Origin of the sequence: Flavobacterium sp., assembly GCF_044361015.1 — a bacterium.
In the GTDB taxonomy this organism is placed as follows: Bacteria; Bacteroidota; Bacteroidia; order Flavobacteriales; family Flavobacteriaceae; genus Flavobacterium.
Map to the genome: position 1 here is coordinate 72,108 of NZ_JBIKJL010000001.1, position 24,424 is coordinate 96,531.

Genomic DNA, 24,424 nt, shown 5'->3' on the forward strand with positions numbered 1-24,424 from the left:
TATGAGCGTAAACTATTCAGATAACCAGGAAATTGATTTAGGACAAGTATCTAAAAAAATAGGACAAACCTATCAAAATTTTTTAGTCTGGATTTTTAGAGGAATTCTTTTTGTAAAAAGAAATTTCATTTTGTTGGTCGTTCTTTTTATTGTTGGAGCTGCATTAGGTTTTTATTTAGATAAAAAAGTAGCAAGTTATGATCATCAAATTATCATCTCACCAAATTTTGGTAGTACAGATTATGTATATGCCAAAATAGATTTGTTACAATCAAAAATTAATGAAAATGACACCACTTTTTTAAAAGAAATTGGAATAAAAGACTCAAAAAAGTTTGGAAAAATTTCTGTTATGCCAATAATTGATGTCTACAAATTTATAAGCAATAAAACGGAAAATTTTGATTTAATCAAACTATTAGCTGAAGACGGCAATATTGATAAAATTGTAGAAAATAAATTAACTAGTAAAAATTATCCTTTTCATGTGGTTTCATTCTCCACTTCTAAAATTTCTTCTGAAGAAAAAACAGTAAATCCTATTCTTAATTATTTAAATGACAGTCAATATTATAAAGCATTACAAAAAGAATATTTGAATAATATTCAGCTTAAAATGAGGGCTAATGATTCAATAATAAATCAAATAGATGCTTTAATGAATCAGTTTAAAAAGACCGCTAGCGGGTCTTCAAAAAGCGATAAATTGGTTTATTATAATGAGAATACACAACTTAATGAAGTCATTAAAACCAAAGACAATTTAGTGAGAGAACAAGGTTTGTTACGAATTGATTTAATAAGTTTAGATAAAGTTGTAAAAGACAATAGTGTAATTCTAAATAGTAAAGATACCAAAGGGACAAATGGAAAAATGAAGTTTTTGATTCCGTTTTTGTTTTTGATTTTATTCATGACAGTCAAAGGATTTATAAGATTTTATAAGAATCAATTGGCTAAGAATTAAAGGAATTAATACAAATTTAATGAAAGGAATTATTTTAGCCGGAGGATCCGGGACAAGATTACACCCGTTAACATTAGCGGTTAGCAAACAATTAATGCCTATTTACGACAAACCGATGATTTATTATCCGTTATCAACCTTAATGTGGGCGGGGATTAATGAAATTTTGATTATTTCAACACCTCATGATCTACCGTTGTTTCGTCAACTTTTAGGCGATGGAAGTAAGTTAGGTTGTCGTTTTGAATATGCCGTGCAAGAACATCCCAATGGTTTAGCAGAGGCTTTTATCATAGGAAATAAATTTGTTGGAAACGATAAAGTAGCTTTAATTCTTGGCGATAATATTTTCTACGGAACCGGTTTAGCTGAATTACTTCAAAAAAACAATGATCCAGATGGCGGAATTATTTACGCCTATCACGTTTTGGATCCGGAACGGTATGGAGTTGTTGATTTTGATGCAAACGGCAAAGTACTTTCGATTGAAGAAAAACCGGAAAAACCTAAATCAAATTATGCCGTTCCCGGAATTTATTTTTATGATAATTCCGTACTGGAAATAGCAGCAAACATCAAACCCAGTCATCGAGGTGAATTGGAAATAACCGATGTAAACAAAGAATATTTAAATCGAGGAAATCTTCAAGTGAGCATACTCGACAGAGGAACGGCTTGGTTAGACACGGGTACTTTTCAATCGCTAATGCAAGCCGGACAATTTGTTCAGGTAATTGAAGAGCGTCAAGGTTTAAAAATTGGAGCCATCGAAGAAGCCTCTTACCGAATGGGTTTCATCGATGCCAATCAATTGAAGAAAATTGCAGAACCATTACTAAAAAGTGGCTACGGCATTCATTTAATGAGTTTAATAGCCCCCTAACCCCCAAAGGGGGAAAGGAATGAAAACGAACTTTTCATGATTTTAAATAGTATTAATAAAAAACAAATGTCACCTCGCATTTTTCCTCCGCTGGGGGTTAAGGGGCTTATATGAAATTTATAGAAACAAAATTACAAGGTTGTTTTATTTTAGAACCGAACGTCATTCGTGACGAGCGAGGCTATTTTATGGAAAGTTTTAACGAACGTACTTTTCAAAATGCCTTGGAACAATCCGTACATTTTGTTCAAGATAATCAATCGTTTTCATCGCAAGGCGTTTTAAGAGGTTTACACTACCAAACGGGTGAGTTTGCTCAGGCAAAGTTGGTTCGTGTGATTCAAGGAGCAGTTTTAGATGTGGCTGTTGATATACGACCGGGTTCTAAAACCTTTGGGCAATATGAAGCAGTGGTTTTATCAGCTGAAAACCAAAAGCAGTTTTTTGTTCCCAGAGGTTTTGCTCATGGTTTTTTGGTTTTGAGTGAAACAGCCACTTTTTTTTATAAATGCGATAATTTTTACAACAAAGAATCGGAAGGTGGAATTATTTTTAACGATGATTCCATTGGAATCGACTGGAATTTCGATCTAGATCAACTAATCATTTCCGAAAAAGATACCCAATTACCCACCTTAGCAAACGCCAAGAAAGCATGGTAGTTTTAGTTACAGGAGCGGGCGGACAATTAGGCCAAAGTTTGCAATTTATTGCACCCAATTATCCTGATATTCAGTTTGTTTTTTGTGATTCAAGCACGTTGGACATAACCAATTTGAACAACGTTAAACAATTATTTAAACAAATTAAACCAAATTTTTGTATCAATGCAGCAGCTTACACTGCCGTTGATAAAGCGGAAAGCGAACCGGAAAAAGCCTATTTAATCAATGTGGTTGGAGCGAAAAATTTAGCTACCGTTTGCAAAGAATTTGACACTATTTTACTCCATATTTCCACCGATTTTGTGTTTGATGGTACGAAAAAGACACCTTATACCGAAGAAGATATCCCCAATCCAGAAGGAGTTTACGGACAAACCAAATTGGACGGAGAGCAAGCTATTCAGGAAATCTGGCACAAACATTTCATCATCCGAACTTCTTGGGTGTATTCGCAATTTGGAAACAATTTTATGAAAACCATGTTGCGTTTGGCTGCTGAAAGGGATAAAATATCAGTCGTAAACGATCAAATTGGTACCCCAACAAATGCAGTAGATTTGGCAGAAGTGTTGGTGAAGATTTGCACTTCCATCTTCCATCTTCCATCTTCCAACCTTTTCGGCATCTACAATTTCTCCAACGAAGGTCAATGCAGTTGGTATTTTTTCGCTAAAAAGATCTTCGAATTCAACAACATCAAAATCAATTTAGAACCTATTCCAACCACTAGTTTTCCCACACCGGCAAAACGACCGGGGTATAGTGTATTGGATAAAAGCAAAATTAAGAATACGTTTGGTCCCGAAATTTCGGGAGGGGTAAAGTATTGGGAAACGAGTTTAAATGAAATAGAAAAAGAATGAAAATAGTTGTCACTGGTGGTGCAGGTTTTGTTGGTTCTTCATTGTGCATTCAATTAAAAAGCAAATACCCTAACTATAAAATTGTAGCATTTGATAATTTGAAACGAAGGGGTTCAGAGCTAAATTTAAAAGATTTTCAAAAATCGGACATTGAATTTATTCATGGAGATATTCGAAACAATGAAGATATTTTAGCTTTGGGAGCATTTGATGTTTTGGTGGAAGCATCGGCAGAACCCTCAGTTACTGCAGGATTAGATTCGGACCCAACCTATGTAATCAATAATAATTTATACGGCTCAATTAATTGTTTTAATGCTTGTTTGAAACATAAAGCCAAACTTATTTTTCTATCTACCAGTAGAGTTTATCCTATAGAAACTATTGAAAAGGCTAACTTTATTGAGGAAGAAACCCGATTTTCTTTTGCTGAAAATCAAGAAAGCGAAGGGATTTCCAACCAAGGAATTTCTGAAAAATTAAGTCTAGAAGGTGCACGATCGTTTTATGGCACAACAAAGTTAGCTTCGGAATTATTTATTCAGGAATATGCTGCTTTTTACGGATTACAAGCAGCAATTACAAGATTTGGGGTGATTGCAGGTCCCAGACAAATGGGTAAAACAGATCAGGGTGTTGTTACCCTTTGGATGGCAAAGCACTATTGGAATCAATCGCTAAAATACATTGGTTATGGTGGCACAGGCAAACAAGTTCGTGATATTTTACACGTAGATGATTTGATTGAACTAATTGATTTGCAAATTCACCAAATTGAAAAGTTTACAGGTAAGATTTTTAATGTGGGTGGTGGACTGGAAAATAGTGCTTCATTACTCGAAATGACGGCTATTTGTGAAAAAATTACAGGAAATAAAATCACAATAGGTTCTGAAAAACTTACTCGACCAGCAGATTTGCGAATGTATGTTACAGATAACACTTTGATTGAAAGAGAAATTGGCTGGAAACCTAAAAAATCAGTGGAACAAGTTTTTGAAGATATTTATCATTGGATTAAAGAAAATGAAAATCAATTGGAATCTATATTGAAATAAAAATGAACTTAAAAAAACTAAAATTAAAAAGAGAGAACATCAATGCAATCTATTTAATATTCTCACTTTTTGCTTCATTTCTTATTTTTCCTTCTTTTTTTGAATACACATTATTTCCAATTCAATCAAATAAAGATTACATATGGAACTCTCTTGATCCTTCTTGGGCGATAACTCTTAATTATATTAACAATAATGATTTTATTTGGGGGAAGGACATTGTTTTTACTTATGGCCCTTTGTCTTTTTTTTCAACAAGAATTGGTTGGGGATGTAATAAATATATTTTTTTACTTTACGACCTATTTTGTTTTTTAAATTTTGCCTTAATTTTTTATTACAGCCTATTAAACAATAAAAACAAGTTACTGACATTAATTAGCATATTTATAGTAGTTTCGGTTGTGCCTACTTATCTTGGTGGTGCTAACGCACTTGTGCTTTTTTTGTTTTTACTTTTTTGGTTAGTAAGAAATATTGAAGAGTATAAACTAATCAATTACATTTTTCAAATTATTTTAATCTGTCTTCTATTTTACATAAAATTAAATACTGGATTGATTTCAATTGTACTATTTACTTTGACATTTATTTACTTGTTTTTTAGCAAAAAAGACAATAGAATCAGATTGATTATACTTTTTCTAATTCCCTTTATCTTGTTATTTTTGCTCTCATTTTTGTTAAATGTTCAACTTTTGGATTATTTACTTTCAGGAATAGAAATTGTTTCTGGTTATAATGAAATTATGTACCTTAACGATTCAACATTTATGTTTGATTCTATTTCTTTACTAATAATATTTTTATCATTATTAATTTTGATTTTCAATTTATTTCGTCAAAAAGAAAAACAACAACTTTTAAAGAATTTTACTTATTTCTCACTTTTTTCAATAGCGATCTTTATTCTTTACAAACAAGCTTTTGTTAGAGCTGATAATGGACACATAATGGAATTTTTTAAATATTGTGTTCTGTTGATTTTGTGTACAAAAGTTTTTTATGATTTTAAATGGCTAAGTCCTAAATCAATTATTGTTTCTGTAATAATTTTTTTACCGTTCTATGTTTGTTTTAAAAATTATGGTTGGACAATTTTTGATTTTAAAGATAATTTAGAGAAATCAGTTTATATAAATCAGTACAACTCATTTACTGAAACATCCGGAATGAAGTTACATCCAAATAATAATCAAATGCCAGAATCGGTAAAACAAAAGATTATGAATAATTCTGTCGACGTATTTCCTTGGAGTATATATATGCTATTAGAAAATAAATTAAATTATTTACCGCGACCAGTAATTCAGTCTTATACCGTTTATACAAAACATCTTGAAGAACTAAATTTTAACTTTTATAATAGTTCAAAAGCACCTAAGTATGTTTTGTATGATTATGCCTCTTTAGATTACAGATATCCGTTATTTGATGAAGCAAGAGTTAACTTAGTTTTGATGAAAAATTATGATGCGTTAGAAATGTTTACATTTAATGAAAGAAAAATTATTTTATTTGAAAGGAAAGAAAAAGTTTTACCAATAAAATTTACATTTATAAAAGAATATGCAATTTTGACCGATAGTCCTATAGTTCCTAAAAAAGATGTTTTTTATGAACTTGAGTTTTATTCAACATCTAAAGGTAAGATTTTTTCTATTTTAAGCCATGCACCTGAAATTAAATTCTCTATTAAGAAAAATAATAACGGAACAAACGAATATAGAACATCAAAATCTTTGTTGAAATCAGGTTTTTTTTCTGATTATCATTTAAATTCTACTGATGATTACTATAATTATTGCAAGAACTTACTAAATGAAGAAAACAAAATAAAATACTATACTTTTTATCCAGTTAATTCAGAACATTACAAAGAGAAGATTAAAGTTAAAGAATATAAAATAACACAATGAAAATGAATATATGCATTATCACAGGTTCCTCAGGACTTATTGGAAGTGAATCAGTAGCTTTTTTTGCTGAGAAATTTGATAAAATTATTGGGATAGATAACAATATGCGTCAAGTGTTTTTTGGAGCTAATGCTTCAACAGAATGGAATACGCAAAAATTAATTAAAGGTGTGCCAAATTTTGAACACCATGCAATTGACATTCGAAATGTAGAAGCGTTGGAACAATTGTTTTCAAAATATAATTCGGATATTAAATTAATTGTTCATACAGCAGCACAACCCAGTCATGATTGGGCTGCACGGGAACCACTGACTGATTTTACCGTGAATGCAAACGGAACATTAAATTTATTAGAGATGACGCGTTTGCATGCTCCGGAAGCTACGTTTATTTTTACATCAACGAATAAAGTATATGGCGATACACCCAATTATTTGCCATTAGTTGAGTTAGAAAAAAGATGGGAAATTGATCAATCGCATCCTTATTATAAGGAAGGAATTGATGAATTCATGAGTATTGACCAAACCAAGCATTCCTTGTTTGGAGCATCAAAAGTGGCAGCCGATGTGTTGGTTCAGGAATACGGCAACTATTTTGGAATGAATACCGGCGTTTTTCGAGGCGGTTGTTTAACGGGTCCTAATCATTCGGGAACTCAGTTACATGGCTTTTTATCTTACTTGATGAAATGTGCCATAACCGGAGATAAATATACCGTTTTTGGTTACCAAGGGAAACAAGTCCGCGATAACATTCACTCATGGGATTTGGTTAATATGTTTTGGCATTTTTATCAAAACCCAAAAAAGGGCGAAGTATATAATGCCGGTGGTGGGCGACATTCCAATTGTTCCATGGCAGAAGCGATTGAATTGTGTGAAAAAATTACCGGAAAACCCATGAACTATGAATACTCTGAAACAAACAGAGTAGGTGACCATATTTGGTGGATTAGTGATGTTTCTAAATTTAAATCACATTATCCTGCTTGGAATTGGAAGTATGATATTAATGATATTTTGACACAAATTTATCAAGCTACAATTAACAAAGCACAATAAAAATGACTAATAGATCCAGGTTAGTTCAAAAGTTGATTCATATTAATGAAGCAATTTTCTTTTATCCAAAACTCAAGAATTTTTACAAAACCCATTTAAATCAAAACAGAATCAATATAATTGATGTGGGTGCCAATAAAGGGCAATCCATTGATTTTTTTTTAAAAATCAATAAAAATGCTACCATAAATTCATTTGAACCAAACAAAAAGTTGTTTCATTTGTTACAAAACAAATACAAAACAAATACAAACATTACAATTCACAATTTAGGGTTGAGTAATGTTAAAGGAGAATTGATTTTTCATGAGAATGTTATGGACGAAACGTCTTCTTTTGAAGAGTTAAATTTTGAATCAAAATACTTAGAAAAGAAGGCAAAAGTATTAGGGGTTGCCAAAGAAAATATTATTGTAGATAATTATAAAGTTGAGGTAATCAGATTGATTGATTTTTTAAAAGACAGCCCTAACATAGGGTTCGATGTTTTAAAAATTGATGTCGAAGGACATGAATTACAATGCTTGCAAGGGTTGTTTCAAGAAGAAAGTGGGGTTTTGCCAATCAGATTTATTCAGTTAGAAAGTCATAATGATGATATGTATTTAAATAATAATCAACACCAAGAAATAGAAAACATATTATTCAAAAATGATTTTGAAAAGTGTATTACCATTAAACATGGTTTTGGAGATTTTGCAGAAATAATATATGAGAATAAAGGTAAATGAAACTTAGTATCGTAATACCCGCCTATAACGAAGAAGAGTCAATCACTGAAACTATCGACCAAATAGAAGAAGCGTTATCAAAAGTCAGCATTGACCATGAAATTTTTATTGTGAATGACAATTCCAAAGACAATACGTTAGAAGTTTTAGAGCAATTGGCTCAAAAATACACTGCTGTAAAATATGGAACAAATCTAGGCCCGAATGGTTTTGGTTATGCGGTTCGATATGGTCTAGAACGTTATACTGGTGATTGCGTAGCTTTGATGATGGCAGATTTATCAGACTCACCCTATGATTTGATTCGTTTTTATACCAAAATGGTTGAAGGTAATTATGATTGTGTTTTTGGGAGCAGATTTATAAAAGGAGGAAAAGTTATTGATTATCCCATCCTTAAAAAAATTATTAATAGACTTGCCAATTATGTAATTAAAGCGACCATGCGTATAAAGTATAACGATACTACCAACGCTTTTAAATTATATAAAAGAGAAGTTATTGATGGAGTAAAGCCCATTTTATCACCCCATTTTAACTTAACTATTGAATTACCTTTAAAAGCAATTATTCGAGGTTATTCGTATACAGTTGTGCCAAATTCATGGACAAACAGAAAATATGGCGTTTCAAAATTGAAGATTAGAGAAATGGGAAGTCGGTATTTCTTTATTTTGGTATATTGTTTTGTAGAAAAATATTTTTCTAGAGGTGATTTTAATAAGAAATAAAACATTGTAAAATTAATTTTTTTTTTACTTTTGCTAAAAAAATTTAAAAATGAGAATAAAAGTTTTAATGACGGCTGTGTTTTTGAACACCCTTTTAATTAGTTGTAAAAACGAAAAATCAGTAGATGATCTTCCTATTGTTCAAGAAAAAGTTGCCGAAAGCAAAGTCAGTGTAACAGTAGATATGCTTGTTACTGTTGACGACTCATTCCAATTATTTTATTCTGAAGACAATACTCTAAATTTTAGTGAAGATAAATGTGTTAGAGTTAATGTAAAAGGGAAAGAAACAACTCAAAAAATCGTATTCGAATTACCTGATGATGTTGGTTTTACTTTCTTGCGTTTTGATGTAGGTGAAAATAAACAACAAAAAGAAATGAAAATTGAAAATTTTGCTATAAAATATTACGATAAAAAATTTGAAGCAAAAGGCAATTTGTTCTTTCAGTATTTTTCCGCAAATGATCAGATAAAAATAGATATGGATAAATCGACTTTTATTACTCAAGGGGCAGATACTCATGATCCAGTTTTTTATCCTTTAGAGCCTTTGGGAGTCGAATTGAATAAGTTAATCAAGTAATAGAAAATAAAAAAAGTTATCTCAAAATAAAGGTAACTTTTTTTATTTAGACACAAAATATGAACTACAACGAAAAAGCTTCAAACTATTTTTCTAATATCAGAAATGACCTCACAAGCCTTATTAAAGCTGATGAAAATGGATTAAAAATCCTTGAAGTTGGAGCAGCTTATGGAGAAACACTCTACTATTTAAAAAATAATGGAATTGCAACTCATACGGTAGGCATAGATATTTTTGAAGACAAAAAAAATAAACAAAATTACAAAGAAGTAGACCGCTTTATTTTTGGAAATATTGAAGAACTGGAGCTTTCAGAATTTCATAACCATTTTGATATAATATTACTACCCGATGTTTTAGAGCATTTGATAGAGCCAAAAGCAGTTTTAGATAAACTTAAAAAATGCTTGAAACAAAATGGAAAGATTATAGTAAGTATGCCTAATATTAGGCACTATTCGGCAGTTTATAAAATTTTTATAAAAGGTGATTTTAGCTATGAAGAGAGCGGTATTTTTGATTATACTCATATGCGATTTTATTGTAGAAAAAATATAAAAGTACTCCTTGAATCTTCAGGTTACAAAGTTTTAAAACAGCAGAGCTCCATAAATAATTATAATGGCAAATCGTTCTCTAAAATTTTAAATAAAATAACATTTAGAATTTTCGAAGAATTTTTCTCCTATCAGTATTTTTTTGTCGCAAAAAATTAATTTAAAATTGGATAAACGAACGTAAAAATGATCCAATTAAATGCATCATTCAGAAAAATAATTTCCTCTTCCGGAATAAATTTTGGATTTAGAATTTTTGGACTTATTTCAACATTTTTTACAACAGTATTTATTTCGAGATATTTTGGATTAGCCACATTTGGAAGCTATTCACTAGTTTTTACAATTTCTCAAGCCGCTGCCATTATTTTTGCACTAGGACTACCCAATACATTAATAAAAATTATTGGGAACCATAATTATACCTTACAAAAAGCAAAGCAATTATTGTTAAAAGGGCTTAAGGCAGCATTACTGATTTCAATAATACCCATTCTATTCTTTTATTTTGGGTCAGATTTTTTAGCAAATGAAGTTTTTCACAATAGTGAATTGGCAAAATATTTTATAGTTGTTACTATTGCATTACCACTTTTTATTGCACATGAGTTGTTCTTATATTTTTTAATTGCAACGAAATCATTTATAAAGTACAGTTTTTTCATGTTTGTGCTACCCAACATTTTACTATTTGGTTTTTTATATTTGTTTTATTTGAATGGGAACAAAGGTTATTTTTCATTTATTGCTTTTTCACTAGCAATTTTTGTTACTGTTATTGTAGAAGCAATAACCGTGTTCGATTGGAATATTCGAAAAGAAAAATTGGAATTTTCCACCAAACAACTTTTAAAAATGGCGTCTCCTTTATTATTTAATGGTTTATTATTGTATTTGCTGAATTGGACAGATATTCTTATGCTGGGAGCAATGGTAAATGAAACGCAAGTTGGTATTTATAACATTGCTTATAAAGTAGGAAGTGTAGGTTTTTTAGTTATTGTATCTGTGAGTACTATTATTACACCCAGAATGGCAGAATTGTTTGGTGAAGGTAATATAAGTGAACTAAGAAAATTAACCCATCATGCTACTCGTTTAATTGCTGTTTTATCAATTCCTGTTGTTGTTGTTTTAATCATTTTTAACGAATGGATACTTTCCTTTTTTGGTAATGAAGCTGTTGCTGGTTCAAATACTTTAATTATAATTTCTCTTGGTGTCTTATTTAGTGCAATGGCAGGAAATGTAGATCAAATTTTAAATATGACCAATAACCATAAAATTTTAAGAAATATAACTATTCTTTGTTTCTTTGTTAATGTCATTTTAAATTTTATTTTAATACCAAAATTTGGAATTGAAGGTGCTGCGATAGCTAGTTTAATTACAAATGTGGTGATAAATTTATCTTGTGTCTATTACATAAAGAAGAAACTAGGATTTTATACTCTTTTTTAAATGAATCCGGAATTATCCATAATTATAGTAAACTACAACGGAATTAAGTTTTTGGAGGATTGTTTTAGCTCAATAGCTAATAAAATGTCCGGTATTGATTATGAAATAATTGTTGTAGACAATAGCTCCGCCGATGCTAGTTCCGATTTTATTCGTGTGCATTATCCTCAAATACATTTAATTGCATCTCAAGTTAATTTAGGATTTGGAAAAGGAAATAATAAAGGGGTAGAAATGGCAATAGGCAACTACATTCTGTTATTAAATAATGATACTATTCTTCTAGATGATATCCATCCAATTTTAAATTTTCTAAAAAGTGATAAAAACATCGGCCTTATAGGAATTAATATGTTAAACGCTGAAAAAAGATATTTACCCGCAGCGGGAAATTTTCCAAATTTTTTCAATATGTTGGTTTTAAAAAAATTATTAGCAAAAGGTTCCGAATTTAAAACTGGAATATTTTCTCAAGACTCCTATGATGTTGATTGGTTAGGAGGCTCTTTTTTGCTCTTACGAAAAGATTTATATCTTGATATTGGTGGTTTTGACGAAAATTACTTCATGTATGTTGAAGATGTTGATTTATCGAAAAAAATTGCAAACAAGGGATTAAGAAGGGTTTTTTTGCCTAAATACAACTACATTCATTTTGTAGGATTTAATAAATCAAAAAATCCATTATTAATTAAAGGTTATGAGTACTACATTTCAAAACACCATAAAGGTCTAGAGCGGTTGTTTTTAAATGTGGCCTTGAAAATTAATAAAACTGTAAAAAAAATTAAATCAGGTTTATAAAATTAAAGCTACTTTTGAAATAGTAAGTAACTTTCCAATTAGTATGAAAATTAACAGCACAAAATTTTACACGACTCTTTTTGTAATTGTTCTTTTTCTTCAATTATACTTACCGTCGTTTAAAGCAAATATTTTTCTTCAATTGTTTGTGCTTTTATTTTTTTTCATTTTTAATAGAGTTACTATATCCTATGCCTTTTTAAAAAGTAGTTATCCCATATTTATCCTATTTTTCATGGGATTTATAGGTGTGCTTTTATATAAACAGCCTTTATTGAATGTGTTTAAAGATGTTTTTCATTTTCTAAAACCTATTTTAGGTTTACTAATCGGGTATCTTTTCTATAAAAAAATCAATGATTTCCGATTGTTTTTAAAAACAGTTATAGTTGTAGGATTTTTGTCTGCAATAGTGCATTTGCTTATTCTAATAATATCAGGAGATTTATTTACTTTCTCAATAAATGTTATCAGAGGATTTGGCAGAGATAATTTTTTAGAATTGTTTGCGTTGTTCTTTTTACTTTATCAAAAAAAATTAAATCTAGCCCCACTTTTTAAGAACAATTTAGCCAGAAAAATAATTTTTATAGTCCTTTTAATTTCCAATATTCTGTACTTTTCTAGGACTATGATTGTTGTGGCTATTATTCTTTATATTTCAGTAAAAGGTTTTACAAAAATTACTAGAAATGGTATAAAGATAATAGGGGTCTTTTTCGTCTCAATTTTATTACTGTATGTCTATTTGTATTCTGTTAAACTAGATCGCAATAAACCGGGTCTAGAGTCATTTCTTTTCAAAATAAAAATTGCTCCTTCTGAAATTTTTACAACTAAAATTGACCGAGAAGACCACAAAGATTTATGGGATCATTGGAGAGGTTATGAGGCAAAAAGGGCAATTTATTTAATGAATGAAAATCCGGAAACTTATTTTTTAGGAAACGGTTTTGGCTCATTAGTTAATTTAAAGTTTTTTGCACCATTAACAGAAGATGATAAAGGTATAAAATACATATCTGAACTACATAATGGTTATATTTATGTATTATATAAAGTTGGGTCAATTGGTTTACTATTTTATCTTCTTTTTTTAATAAATCTCTACAGAAAAATTTATAAGTCAAAAGGTAAAATAGCATTATTGGTTTCTTCAATTGCTGTTGTTTATCTTTTTACTACATTAACTATAACAGGTATCTACAATAATAGAGATATTATAATCATGTTGTTAGGAGGTTTATTATATTTTAGTGAAAAAGATAATTTTATTACAGAGAAAGAATCCCTTTAATCTGCTCACAAGTAGTTCCATCTCCATAAGGATTAGAAGAAGTAGAAATACTTGAATAATAGGACTGATTATCTAATAGTTTTACAGCTTCTGATACAATTTTAGTTTTATCAGAACCAACTAAAATGGCTGTACCAGCGTCTACACCTTCTCTACGTTCGGTTACTTCACGCAATACTAAAACAGGTTTTCTTAAACTCGGAGCTTCCTCTTGAATGCCACCTGAATCGGTTAAAATCAAATAACTTTTGTCCATCATCCAAATTAATTCCGGATAATCCAAAGGAGTAATTAAATGGATATTGGTTGCAATTAATTTTTGATGGGCTATTTCTTTAATATTTGGATTTAAATGAACAGGATAAACAATTTCAACGGTTTCTCTATGAGCATTTGCAATTTCCAATAGTGCTGCACATATTTCTTCAAATGGTTTGCCAAAGTTTTCTCTTCGATGACAGGTGACCAGAACAATTTTTTTGGAAAAGTCAATGGCTTTAAACTCATTTAAAAATTTTGATTCATCTGCATTTTTGATTTTTTCTAAACCCATTAAAAGTGCATCAATTACTGTATTTCCAACCACATAAACATTTTTGGTGATGTTTTCATTATTGAGATTTTCTTTTGAAACCGGCGTTGGGCAAAAATGATAAGAGGCTAATTTTGAGGTCAACACCCGATTCATTTCTTCCGGAAAAGGAGAATGCATATCGTGACTTCTGAGTCCGGCTTCAATGTGAACCACTTCAATTTTTTGATAAAAAGCAGCCAAAGAAGCTGCTAAAACAGTAGTTGTGTCTCCTTGAACAAATACATAATCAAAAGTGTCTGTTAAAAGAATATCGGTGGTAATTCGTGCAATTAAATCAGCAGTCAGTTGATGAAGCGTTTGGTTGTGCTTCATGATATTCAAATCATAATCTACTTTTATGTCAAAAAAGCCAATTACTTGATCCAACATTTGACGGTGTTGAGCCGTTACAGCTACTTTTACGTCAAAGTTAGAATCATTGGAAAAGCTAGCAATTAATGGAGCCATTTTAATAGCCTCCGGACGCGTTCCAAATACAAAAAGAACTTTTTTCATGGACAAAGTAAAAAGATTTTAAAGAAATGTAAAACTACTAATTAAAACTATATTTGCAAGATAGAATAGTATACGATGAGAGTTTTATTTCAAACCCGAACCAATTTATTTCAAGCACCCGGTGGTGACATGGTTCAAATGCTTAAAACAAAAGAATTTCTTGAAAAAAAAGGCATACAAGTCGATATATCTTTAGATTTTGAACCTAATTTAGAAGGTTACGATTTGGTTCATTTATTCAATTTAATGGAGCCGCAAGATATTTATCTCCAGTTAAAAAATGCACAAAGGCAAAACAAAAAAGTAGTACTCTCTACTATTTACGGATTATATACCGAATTTGAACGAAAAGCAAGAGGAGGACTTTTTCAAAAAGTGGCCAATTTTTTATCCCCTTATCAAATTGTATATATTAAAACACTAATAAAGCATTACAAAGAAAAAAGAATGCACAAAGGTGTTATAAAAATGCTGTACAAAGGTCATTACGGGCTAATGAAAGAGATAGTTGACAACACAAGTGTTTTTCTTCCCAATTCAGATTCTGAAATGAAGCGTGTGGCAAGGGAATTCAAACTTAAAAACCCAAAATACGTTAGTATTCCCAATGCCATAGATAAATCTGTTTTTAAGGAATCAGATGACAATCAAGTGAATCCTTTTTTAAAATATAATGATTGTATTTTGTGTGCAGCCAGAATTGAAGGCAGAAAATCAACTCTAAATTTAGTTCGAGCAGTAAAAAATACTAATTACCAACTTGTTTTAGTTGGAAAAGAATCGCAAAATCAAAAGGAGTACGTGAATCAAGTACATTTGGAGGCTGGTGAAAACGTCACTTTTTTAGGTGCTATTTCACACGAAGAATTAAACAAACTATACCAAGTTTGTAAAGTTCATGCTTTGGTGAGTTGGATGGAAACGCCCGGATTATCATCATTGGAAGCAGCTGCAATGGGTAAAAATATTGTGGTAACCACCAAAGGTGATACCTATGATTATTTTGAAGATTATGCTTTTTATTGTCAACCCGATGATGTTGAATCAATCAAAATTGCAATTGATGAAGCTTATAATTCTCCGGTAAATCCTAAATTAAAAGAAAAAATTCTTGAGAAGTATACTTGGGAACAAACGGCTATTGAAACATTGAAAGCTTATGAATTGGCTCTTCAATAATTCATGCTTTTTTGATTAATTTTATTGTATTACATTCTGTTAGTTTCATGTAAAACCTTATTTTTGCCAGCAGACCAACCTAAAGAACGAATGAAAATAGCAATACTCGGTACACGCGGCATCCCCAATTACTACGGAGGTTTCGAACAGTTTGCCGAATTTTTTTCGGTGTATTTAGCTGAAAAAGGACACGAAGTTTATTGCTATAACTCTCACAATCATAAATTTCAGGAAAAAAATTTCAAAGGTGTACATATTATTCACCAAAACGATCCAGAGTATAAATACGGAACTTTTGGGCAATTTATCTACGATTACAATTGTATTTCAGATTCTCGCAAAAGAGATTTTGATATTATTCTGCAATTGGGTTACACTAGTAATTCAATTTGGTTTTTTATGCTTCCCAAAAAAGCGATTACTATTACAAATATGGACGGAATTGAATGGAAACGTTCTAAATATAGCAGACCGGTTCAACAGTTTCTTCGCTTTGCCGAACGTTTAGCAGCAATAAGTAGCGATCATTTGGTTTCCGATTCTATTGGCATTCAAAGCTTTTTGAAAAAAAGATATAAGAAAGAATCTACCTATATTGCTTACGGAGCTCATCCTTTTAACAGTCCAAACGAGTCAATTTTGAACGAGTATCAAGTTGAAAAAGATAATTTTAACATGATTATGGCCCGTTTCGAACCTGAAAATAATTTTGAAATGGTTTTGGATGGAGTTGAACGAAGTAATGATGAAACACCGATTTTGGTGATAGGTAATCATAATACAAAATATGGAGAATACTTAAAAACAAGATATAAAAACCAATTTAACATCAAATTTTTAGGAGCTATTTATAACCTTGAACATTTAAATAATCTTCGTTATTTTTCTAAATTATATTTTCATGGTCATTCAGTTGGCGGAACCAATCCTTCATTGTTGGAAGCAATGGCCTCTAAAGCTTTAGTTTTAGCCCACAACAATGATTTTAATCGTGGTATTTTAAAAGAAAACAGCTATTATTTTTCCAATGCAGAAGAAGTAAAAAATTTACTGCTCAAAATCAAAAAAAATGATAACTTGCAATTCATTCAAAATAACTTTGAAGCCATTATAAACAAATTTAACTGGGAGAAAATAAATGGGGAGTATCTTCAACTTTTTGAGCAATGTATGGCTAGACATCAAACAGGAAAATAAACAACATTTTTCTTTTATTCCCTTTTTGTTGGTATTGTGTACTATTCCGATGGCTTATGGAATAAACAATTTTTTTTTAGCTATATTCTCGCTTTCCGTTTTAATTAAATATTCCACTTCAACATTTCGACTTCAAAAATGGCTTTTACCTGTTGTGACTTTATTTCTATTAATGCTGCTTTCTTACTTTTGGAGCATTGATAAAGAAGCTACTTTAAAAGCAATTCCAAAGGAAATCAGTTTACTGTTGATTCCAATTTTGTTTATGGTGATGAAACCGTTTTCAAAGGAGCAAGTGCAAAAAATTATTAAATACTATAGCTATGCAATGGTTTTATACGTGGCTTTTTATTTAGTAAAAGCGATTATTCGATTTTTGTTAACGAACGATTCAAGCGTTTTTTTTTATCATGAATTGGTCACCAAAGAAGTCAATGCCATTCATGTTTCCGTCTATGTTGCCGTTGCCTTTTTTTATTTTTTTACAAAAGAAGTAAAAACGAAACTAGAAATTTTTTGCAGTCTTTTGCTTTTTGGATTTATATTATTGTTGTCTTCTAAAAACATTGTGTTGGTTTTTATCCTTCTGATTTTAATTGACTACTTTTTCTATTCTAAAATCGCCCACAAGATGCGATTAAGAAACATGTTGGTTTTTTTAGTTCTTTTGGTTACTTTGTTTTTTGCCGGCAAAATTAAAGAGCGTTTTCAAGCAGAATTTCAATCCAATACAGAAAAAAGTTTGAGTTCTACGGTAATTGATAAAGATTTGGTGGGTGTGAATGTGCTAAGTGTTTATGAAGCGTGGACCAATGAAAAGTTCACACCCAATGATTTTTTTCCTGGCACAGCTTTTCGGGCCTATCAAGCTAGAATGTTTTTTGAATTATTTCAGGAAGAAACTGTTTTTTGGAAAGGATATGGACTAAATGCCTCTTTTAAAAAATTAGAGGAAAAAGCCATTAAATATGATGTTTTTAGAGGAAATGAAACTCAAGAAGGTTACCAAACAAAAAACTTTCATAATCAATATATTCAAAATTTTGCTGAATTGGGATTTTTTGGTTTCCTGATTTTAGTCATAATGTTGCTTTTTACCCTTAAAAAAACTATACAGAGCAAAGATTTTATACAAATTGCTTTTGCAGTTCTAATGATAAGTTTATTTTTGACAGAATCTTTCTTATGGAGACAACGAGGGGTAATGTTTTTTACATTACTTTACTGTTTGTTTAGTACGGAGGATTATTTTGCCCCTAAAAAAATGTTTTATGAAAAGAATTTTAATAACAGGTGCCGCCGGATTTTTAGGCTCGCATCTATGTGATCGATTTATTGCTGAAGGTTATTATGTGATTGGGATGGATAACCTAATTACCGGTGATTTAAAAAATATCCAACATTTGTTTAAACTGGAAAATTTTGAGTTTTATTACCATGATGTAACCAAATTTGTATTTGTACCCGGCAACTTAGACTATATTCTACATTTTGCCTCACCGGCAAGTCCAATCGATTATTTAAAAATTCCTATTCAAACACTGAAAGTTGGTTCGCTTGGAACGCATAATTTATTGGGTTTGGCAAGAGTAAAAAATGCCAGAATTTTAATTGCATCAACCTCTGAAGTATATGGAGACCCATTGGTTCATCCACAAACGGAAGAATATTACGGAAATGTCAATACCATTGGTCCACGTGGCGTTTATGATGAAGCAAAACGTTTTCAGGAATCCATTACAATGGCTTATCATACTTTTCATGGTTTAGAAACTAGAATCGTTAGAATATTTAATACTTACGGACCAAGAATGCGATTAAATGATGGTCGTGTAATTCCTGCTTTTATCGGACAAGCATTGAGAGGAGAAGATTTAACGATTTTTGGCGATGGTATGCAAACACGTTCCTTCTGTTATGTAGACGATCAAGTGGAAGGTATTTATCGTCTTCTATTATCTGATTATGATTTACCGGTCAATATTGGAAATCCGGATGAAATCACGATTAAAGATTTTGCGGATGAAATAATTAAATTAACCGGAACAACTCAAAAAGTAGTTTATCATCCCTTACCAATTAATGATCCGTTACAACGACAACCAGATATAACCAAAGCGAGAGTAATTTTAGGATGGGAACCAAAAGTTTCAAGAGAGGAAGGAATGAAAATAACCTTTGATTATTTTAAAACACTTTCTACTGAAGAGTTGTTAAAAGAAGAACACAAGGATTTTTCTGGTTTTATTCATTAATATGGTAGCTAATCAAAAAGGAAGATATTCTAAATTTATTAGACCGATAAGCGTTTCACTAGACTTATTGGTTATTACATTGTTAGCTTTTTTCTTTTTTGAAGAATTAAATCTTGATTTTTTTCTTTTTGAAACATATCAAGTGGTATTTTGGATCTTAATTGCCTTTTTTGTCGGTTTTTATGAAGTATATCGATTTACTACGCCGGTTGAAATTTTATCTAAAATTTTAAAACAATCGATTGTATTTCTATTGGTTGTGATTGCCTATTTTCCTTTTGCAAAAGATTCTTTATTTAGCGGAAAAGCTGTAGCATTGTTTATGACATCAAGTTTTATTTTGATTGTATTTATCAAATATTTATTGTTTTATTATCTAAAAAAATATAGAATTGTAACCGGAAGTAATTTTAGAAATGCCGTTATAATTGGCTATACTGAAGAAGCAATTAATTTGAAAGAACTTTTTGAAAAAAGAAACGATTACGGATATCGGTTTTATGGTTATTTTTCAGATAAAAAAACAAACGAAGAAGTAAAAGGTAAAATAGCCGACATCAAAAATTATGTAATTGAAAATAAAATTGATGAAATATATTGTTCGCTTAACGAAATAACAAATGAACAATTAAAGGATTTAGTTGAATTTGCAGACGAAAACAACAAAACAATTAAATTTATTCCTGATACGAAACAGATTTTTTCTAAAAATCTAAAAATCGATTATTACGAAATGTTTCCGGTTCTTTCGTTGCAACGAACCTTATTGCACGAACCAACCACCAAAGCTTTTAAAAGAATATTTGATATCTTATTTTCGCTTTTTGTTATTGTTTTTTTACTGTCTTGGCTAATGCCTCTTTTAGCTATTCTGATTAAATTAGAATCAAAAGGTCCGATTTTCTTTAAACAAGGAAGACCCGGTTTAGAAGAGGAAGAGTTTTACTGTTATAAATTTCGATCCATGCAAATTAATCATACCACGGAAAAGGAGGCATCTAAAAACGATCCCAGAGTCACCAAAATTGGACGTTTTCTGAGAAAAACAAGTTTAGATGAAATGCCTCAGTTTTTCAATGTTTTAGTGGGAGATATGTCAGTTGTTGGACCAAGACCTCATCTTTGGTCTCAAAACAAAGCGTACGGCAATAAAGTAAAAAAATACATGGTTCGTCATTATGTAAAACCGGGAATCACAGGCTTAGCTCAAGTAAAAGGTTTTAGAGGCGAAATTGAAACCGATGAAGACATGATTAACCGCATTAAATTTGATGTTTTTTATATTGAAAATTGGTCTTTTGTTCTGGATTTAAAAATTATTATTCAAACTGTAATTAATATTTTTAAAGGAGAAGAAAAAGCGTATTAATGAATGTTTTAGTATCCATAATTACTCCAACCTTTAATTCTGCAAAATTTATTACAGAAACCATTAAATCTGTTCAAAATCAGACCTATGCTAACTGGGAAATGATTATCGTTGATGACTGCTCTTCCGATGAGACATTTGAAATAGTAGAACAACTATCTCAACGAGATACTCGCATAAAATGCTTTAAACAAGAAAAAAATGCCGGAGCCGGTGTTGCTAGAAGTAAAGCAGTAAACCAAGCAAAAGGAAATTATATTGCTTTTTTAGATGCAGATGATTTATGGAAACCTCAAAAACTGGAAAAGCAATTACGTTTTATGGTAACCAATCAATTGCATTTTACTTTTTCATTTTATGAATGTATGGATGAAGAAGGCGTTTTGCTTAATAAATTGATTACCGCTCCCCGAAAACTGAGTTATCGTCAGCTGTTTTTTTGTAATTATGTTGGTAATCTTACTGGTATTTATGATGCAGGTTTTTTTGGAAAAATTAGCATTTCTAACATTAGAAAACGACAAGATTGGATTATGTGGTTAACGATTTTAAAACAAACTAAAATTGCATTTCCGGTACCTGAAAATTTAGCGATTTATCGAATTCGGAAAAATTCAATTTCTTCTTCAAAAGTTGAATTAATCAAGCATAATTACAAAGTATATCGATTGTACCATCAACTTAATAGTGTAAATGCAGCAATCTGCACACTAATTTTTTTGTTCACGCAGTTAATAATTAAACCAACTTACATCAAGGTGCAGAAACCAACGATTTAAATTGTTTTAATTTCCCACTTTTACTGCGTTCTAATTTTTCTTTTCGAATGAAAGTAAAAGTTAAACCTTCTTCAAGATAATCGGTTAATTTTTTTTCAAAATAAAATATTCTTTCGTTTGAAAGTGGTTTTTCACTAACATATTCAATCTCAAATCTGTTTTTTTCTTTTTGAGTAATGATAAATTCTTTTAAGTTCCCATCTTCTTCCATAACGGTTTTCGTTATGGAATAAAATGTCATTCCAGGAGCTTTTTTTCCACTAGGTAGAAAAGCAAAATCATTGGTTCTTCCGGTTAATTTTTTTAATATTATTTTTTTTGAAGCTTTTTTTTCTAAAATACCCATATCACCGATTTTATAGCGAATAAATGGATGAGCCTTGTTGTATAAGGCAGTAATTACAATATTTCCTTCTTCTCCGAATGGTAATGGATTATTTTGATCGTCTAAAATTTCTACAAATAAATTTTCAGCGTTCACAATCCATTCACCTTCTTTGTTTTGAAAAGCAATTATATCAAGTTCAGAAGCACCATACTCATTCACAACAGGAACGCCTAACTGTTTTTCTAATAGAGCTTTATCTTCTTCAAAAAGCATTTCAGAAGTAACAATACATATTTTTAAAGTAGGACAAATTGCTTTTAAAACAATATTTTCTTTTTCTAAATATTTAGCCATCATCACAATGGAACTCGTGTAGCCATTGATGTAATGAAATTTTTTTGATTTAAAAATTTCGACAAATTTTTTTAATGCTTCATCCGACAAATCAAAAATGGGAAGACGATAGCGATTACTAAAAAAATCTTTCAATTTAACTTTATACTTATTCAAAAATTCCAATGGATAACCATAAAATCGTGCTTGATAGGCTTTGTTCAAATCTAAACCATACCAACCAAAACGATAATAAATAGAACTCCAAACTAAAGCATGACAAAATTTGTCTTTGGCAAAAATAAACGGATCGCCACTTGAACCTGATGTTCGATTGATATAAACATTTTTAGTATTAAAATCCGAAGATAATCTTTCTGAAAGTGATTGTTGAAAATCTGTTTTGGTTAAAACAGGTAAATCATTCCAATTTTCCAAAGAAAAATCAGCACTTTTATTTTTTGCTAAATTTTTATAAAATAAATTATTTGACAGATGATAAGCAACAATTTCCCTTCTTTTCTGATTGATAAAATCCTCAAATTTATCCTCCGGAATAGCAATAATTGACCTTAAATAAGCTTTTGCTTTTTCTAATGGAAATCCATTTAATTTGAGAGATAAATCAAGAATATTAAACACGGTCAGCTATTTTGTTCAAAAATAATAAAACCTTTAACTGAAAGCTATATTCTCAATCTTTTTTTGCAATATCGTTTTAACTTCTATTTAAATCACCTTATTTTTGCAATTCTAACAACAACACAACATGATAATTTTACTACTTGGTTCCGGCGGAAGAGAACATGCTTTAGCTTGGAAAATGCTTCAAAGTTCAAAATGCACTAAACTTTTTGTGGCTCCAGGAAATGCAGGAACTGCCACAATCGCCTCAAATGTTTTAATTAATCCAACCGATTTTGATGCAATTAAGAATTTTGTATTGCAAGAAAAAGTAGAAATGGTTGTCGTTGGACCTGAAGATCCATTAGTTTTAGGAATTTATGATTTCTTCAAAAATGATGATAATTTGTTTTCAATTCCGGTTATAGGACCATCAAAAGAGGGGGCAAAACTAGAAGGAAGTAAAGAATATGCTAAAGAATTTTTAATCAAACACAAAATTCCTACCGCAGCTTATGACAGTTTTACTGCCAAAACAGTTGAAAATGCATGTAAGTTTCTTGATACACTTTCTCCTCCTTACGTTTTAAAAGCTGACGGTTTAGCAGCAGGAAAAGGGGTTGTAATTCTGAACGATTTAGCTGCGGCTAAAATAGAATTGAGAAATATGCTCGTTCATCAAAAATTTGGAAAAGCCAGTTCAAAAGTGGTAATTGAAGAATTTTTGGATGGTATTGAATTGAGTTGTTTTGTATTAACCGATGGTAAAAACTATAAAATTCTTCCCACCGCTAAAGATTATAAACGAATTGGTGAAGGAGATACCGGCTTGAATACCGGAGGAATGGGAGCTGTTTCACCGGTCCCTTTTGCAGACGAAATCTTGATGGAAAAAATCGAGACAAGAATTGTTAAACCAACTATTGAAGGTCTTCAAAAAGATGGAATTGAATATAAAGGATTTGTTTTTATTGGATTAATAAACGTAAAAGGAGAGCCAATTGTCATTGAATATAATGTTAGGATGGGTGATCCAGAGACAGAAGTAGTGATTCCTCGAATTAAATCGGATTTGGTTGAATTGTTTTTAGCGGTTGCCAATGAAAAATTAAATGAAATTACTTTAGAAATTGATCAAAGGAGTGCCACAACAATTATGGTTGTTTCTGGTGGATATCCGGAAGAATTTGAAAAAGGCAAAATAATTTCCGGTTTTTCAGCAGTGAAAGATTCTATTGTTTTTCATGCCGGAACAAAATTTGAAAATGACACGGTAGTTTCTAATGGTGGTAGAGTACTAACGGTTACCTCTTATGGGAATAATTTTAAAGAGGCCATAAAAAAATCTTACCAAAACATAGAAAAGCTACATTTTGATAAGATGTATTATAGAAAAGATATCGGTTTCGACTTACTTTAAAAAAGAGTGAGCCGTTGTATCTTGATTTTCTTCGTTGTTAGCTTTATGTTGTTTCAATTGTAAAGTCCAATAAACAAGTGAAACAAAACAAACAAGCATGAATATGAAATTAAGGGTATTGGCACCCCACCAACTTGATAATTCTAAACTTCTGAAAAAATCAAAAGGAATGAATAAAAAGTCTACAAATAAGGTTTGAATTCCTTCGAAAAATGCTTTCATGGTATAAAGTATTATATTTACAATCGCAAAAGTATA

The 24,424-nt window shown here is 30.6% G+C and carries 24 protein-coding genes; 21 read left to right on the top strand and 3 right to left on the bottom strand.

What is annotated here, in order from left to right:
• Position 1 precedes the first annotated feature (1 nt).
• The 14 genes from ACIQ2Z_RS00325 (at position 2) to ACIQ2Z_RS00390 (ending at position 13,592) form a co-directional block, all read left to right on the top strand.
• Positions 2-967: a hypothetical protein gene (locus tag ACIQ2Z_RS00325; RefSeq protein WP_396182187.1), complete on the top strand. Its 966-nt coding sequence runs from the start codon at positions 2-4 to the stop codon at positions 965-967.
• 19 nt (positions 968-986) lie between these two features.
• The gene (gene rfbA, locus ACIQ2Z_RS00330) at positions 987-1,850 is read left to right on the top strand and encodes a glucose-1-phosphate thymidylyltransferase RfbA (protein WP_396182188.1); all 864 of its coding nucleotides are present in this window, start codon (positions 987-989) and stop codon (positions 1,848-1,850) included.
• A 110-nt stretch (positions 1,851-1,960) separates the two neighbouring features.
• A complete protein-coding gene (gene rfbC / locus ACIQ2Z_RS00335) occupies positions 1,961-2,512 on the top strand; it encodes a dTDP-4-dehydrorhamnose 3,5-epimerase (protein WP_396182189.1) in 552 nt (183 codons plus the stop codon).
• A complete protein-coding gene (gene rfbD, locus ACIQ2Z_RS00340) occupies positions 2,506-3,378 on the top strand; it encodes a dTDP-4-dehydrorhamnose reductase (protein ID WP_396182190.1) in 873 nt (290 codons plus the stop codon). The genes rfbC and rfbD overlap by 7 nt, the downstream gene beginning before the upstream one ends.
• Entirely contained in the window at positions 3,375-4,436 is a 1,062-nt protein-coding gene (locus tag ACIQ2Z_RS00345; RefSeq protein WP_396182191.1) for an NAD-dependent epimerase/dehydratase family protein, read from the top strand. The genes rfbD and ACIQ2Z_RS00345 overlap by 4 nt, the downstream gene beginning before the upstream one ends.
• 2 nt (positions 4,437-4,438) lie before the next feature.
• The gene (locus ACIQ2Z_RS00350) at positions 4,439-6,355 is read left to right on the top strand and encodes a hypothetical protein (protein WP_396182192.1); all 1,917 of its coding nucleotides are present in this window, start codon (positions 4,439-4,441) and stop codon (positions 6,353-6,355) included.
• 2 nt (positions 6,356-6,357) lie between these two features.
• The gene (locus ACIQ2Z_RS00355; RefSeq protein WP_396182193.1) at positions 6,358-7,422 is read left to right on the top strand and encodes an NAD-dependent epimerase/dehydratase family protein; all 1,065 of its coding nucleotides are present in this window, start codon (positions 6,358-6,360) and stop codon (positions 7,420-7,422) included.
• Between the two features lie 2 nt (positions 7,423-7,424).
• Positions 7,425-8,153 carry an FkbM family methyltransferase gene (locus ACIQ2Z_RS00360; protein WP_396182194.1) on the top strand — a complete coding sequence of 243 codons (729 nt, stop codon included), beginning with the start codon at positions 7,425-7,427 and terminating at the stop codon, positions 8,151-8,153.
• Positions 8,150-8,884 (top strand): glycosyltransferase family 2 protein, encoded by a 735-nt coding sequence (locus ACIQ2Z_RS00365; RefSeq protein ID WP_396182195.1) that lies wholly within the window; start codon positions 8,150-8,152, stop codon positions 8,882-8,884. The genes ACIQ2Z_RS00360 and ACIQ2Z_RS00365 overlap by 4 nt, the downstream gene beginning before the upstream one ends.
• Before the next feature lie 49 nt (positions 8,885-8,933).
• Positions 8,934-9,470 carry a hypothetical protein gene (locus ACIQ2Z_RS00370; protein WP_396182196.1) on the top strand — a complete coding sequence of 179 codons (537 nt, stop codon included), beginning with the start codon at positions 8,934-8,936 and terminating at the stop codon, positions 9,468-9,470.
• Between the two features lie 59 nt (positions 9,471-9,529).
• The gene (locus ACIQ2Z_RS00375; RefSeq protein ID WP_396182197.1) at positions 9,530-10,189 is read left to right on the top strand and encodes a class I SAM-dependent methyltransferase; all 660 of its coding nucleotides are present in this window, start codon (positions 9,530-9,532) and stop codon (positions 10,187-10,189) included.
• A gap of 27 nt (positions 10,190-10,216) precedes the next feature.
• Positions 10,217-11,491, top strand: coding sequence for a flippase (locus ACIQ2Z_RS00380; protein ID WP_396182198.1), 1,275 nt, complete (start codon positions 10,217-10,219; stop codon positions 11,489-11,491).
• On the top strand, positions 11,492-12,295 hold the full coding sequence (locus tag ACIQ2Z_RS00385) for a glycosyltransferase family 2 protein (protein ID WP_396182199.1): 804 nt from the start codon (positions 11,492-11,494) through the stop codon (positions 12,293-12,295).
• Between the two features lie 367 nt (positions 12,296-12,662).
• On the top strand, positions 12,663-13,592 hold the full coding sequence (locus ACIQ2Z_RS00390) for an O-antigen ligase family protein (RefSeq protein ID WP_396182200.1): 930 nt from the start codon (positions 12,663-12,665) through the stop codon (positions 13,590-13,592).
• Here ACIQ2Z_RS00390 and wecB read toward each other — a convergent pair.
• Positions 13,570-14,682, bottom strand: coding sequence for a non-hydrolyzing UDP-N-acetylglucosamine 2-epimerase (wecB, locus tag ACIQ2Z_RS00395; protein WP_396182201.1), 1,113 nt, complete (start codon positions 14,680-14,682; stop codon positions 13,570-13,572). The two genes, ACIQ2Z_RS00390 and wecB, sit on opposite strands and share 23 nt — an antisense overlap.
• 75 nt (positions 14,683-14,757) lie before the next feature.
• On the opposite strand from wecB, the gene ACIQ2Z_RS00400 reads away from it, so the two are divergent.
• From ACIQ2Z_RS00400 to ACIQ2Z_RS00425, 6 genes are all read left to right on the top strand, one after another.
• Positions 14,758-15,861, top strand: a complete 1,104-nt coding sequence (locus tag ACIQ2Z_RS00400) for a glycosyltransferase (RefSeq protein ID WP_396182202.1) — start codon at positions 14,758-14,760, stop codon at positions 15,859-15,861.
• A gap of 63 nt (positions 15,862-15,924) precedes the next feature.
• Positions 15,925-17,058 (top strand): DUF1972 domain-containing protein, encoded by a 1,134-nt coding sequence (locus tag ACIQ2Z_RS00405; protein ID WP_396182203.1) that lies wholly within the window; start codon positions 15,925-15,927, stop codon positions 17,056-17,058.
• The gene (locus tag ACIQ2Z_RS00410; RefSeq protein ID WP_396182204.1) at positions 17,000-18,385 is read left to right on the top strand and encodes an O-antigen ligase family protein; all 1,386 of its coding nucleotides are present in this window, start codon (positions 17,000-17,002) and stop codon (positions 18,383-18,385) included. Before ACIQ2Z_RS00405 ends, ACIQ2Z_RS00410 begins: the two co-directional genes overlap by 59 nt.
• Complete coding sequence (locus ACIQ2Z_RS00415; RefSeq protein WP_396182205.1) at positions 18,330-19,313, top strand: UDP-glucuronic acid decarboxylase family protein; 984 nt, start codon at positions 18,330-18,332, stop codon at positions 19,311-19,313. The genes ACIQ2Z_RS00410 and ACIQ2Z_RS00415 overlap by 56 nt, the downstream gene beginning before the upstream one ends.
• A gap of 1 nt (position 19,314) precedes the next feature.
• On the top strand, positions 19,315-20,682 hold the full coding sequence (locus tag ACIQ2Z_RS00420; RefSeq protein ID WP_396182206.1) for an undecaprenyl-phosphate glucose phosphotransferase: 1,368 nt from the start codon (positions 19,315-19,317) through the stop codon (positions 20,680-20,682).
• On the top strand, positions 20,682-21,461 hold the full coding sequence (locus ACIQ2Z_RS00425; protein WP_396182207.1) for a glycosyltransferase family 2 protein: 780 nt from the start codon (positions 20,682-20,684) through the stop codon (positions 21,459-21,461). The genes ACIQ2Z_RS00420 and ACIQ2Z_RS00425 overlap by 1 nt, the downstream gene beginning before the upstream one ends.
• Here the strand turns inward: ACIQ2Z_RS00425 and ACIQ2Z_RS00430 are convergent.
• Positions 21,436-22,764 (bottom strand): phenylacetate--CoA ligase family protein, encoded by a 1,329-nt coding sequence (locus ACIQ2Z_RS00430; RefSeq protein ID WP_396182208.1) that lies wholly within the window; start codon positions 22,762-22,764, stop codon positions 21,436-21,438. The genes ACIQ2Z_RS00425 and ACIQ2Z_RS00430 overlap by 26 nt on opposite strands.
• A gap of 127 nt (positions 22,765-22,891) precedes the next feature.
• Here ACIQ2Z_RS00430 and purD point away from each other — a divergent pair, with 127 nt between their 5' ends.
• Positions 22,892-24,166 (top strand): phosphoribosylamine--glycine ligase, encoded by a 1,275-nt coding sequence (purD, locus tag ACIQ2Z_RS00435; protein ID WP_396182209.1) that lies wholly within the window; start codon positions 22,892-22,894, stop codon positions 24,164-24,166.
• Here the strand turns inward: purD and ACIQ2Z_RS00440 are convergent.
• On the bottom strand, positions 24,158-24,388 hold the full coding sequence (locus tag ACIQ2Z_RS00440; protein ID WP_290861086.1) for a uracil phosphoribosyltransferase: 231 nt from the start codon (positions 24,386-24,388) through the stop codon (positions 24,158-24,160). The genes purD and ACIQ2Z_RS00440 overlap by 9 nt on opposite strands.
• Between the last annotated feature and the right edge of the window lie 36 nt (positions 24,389-24,424).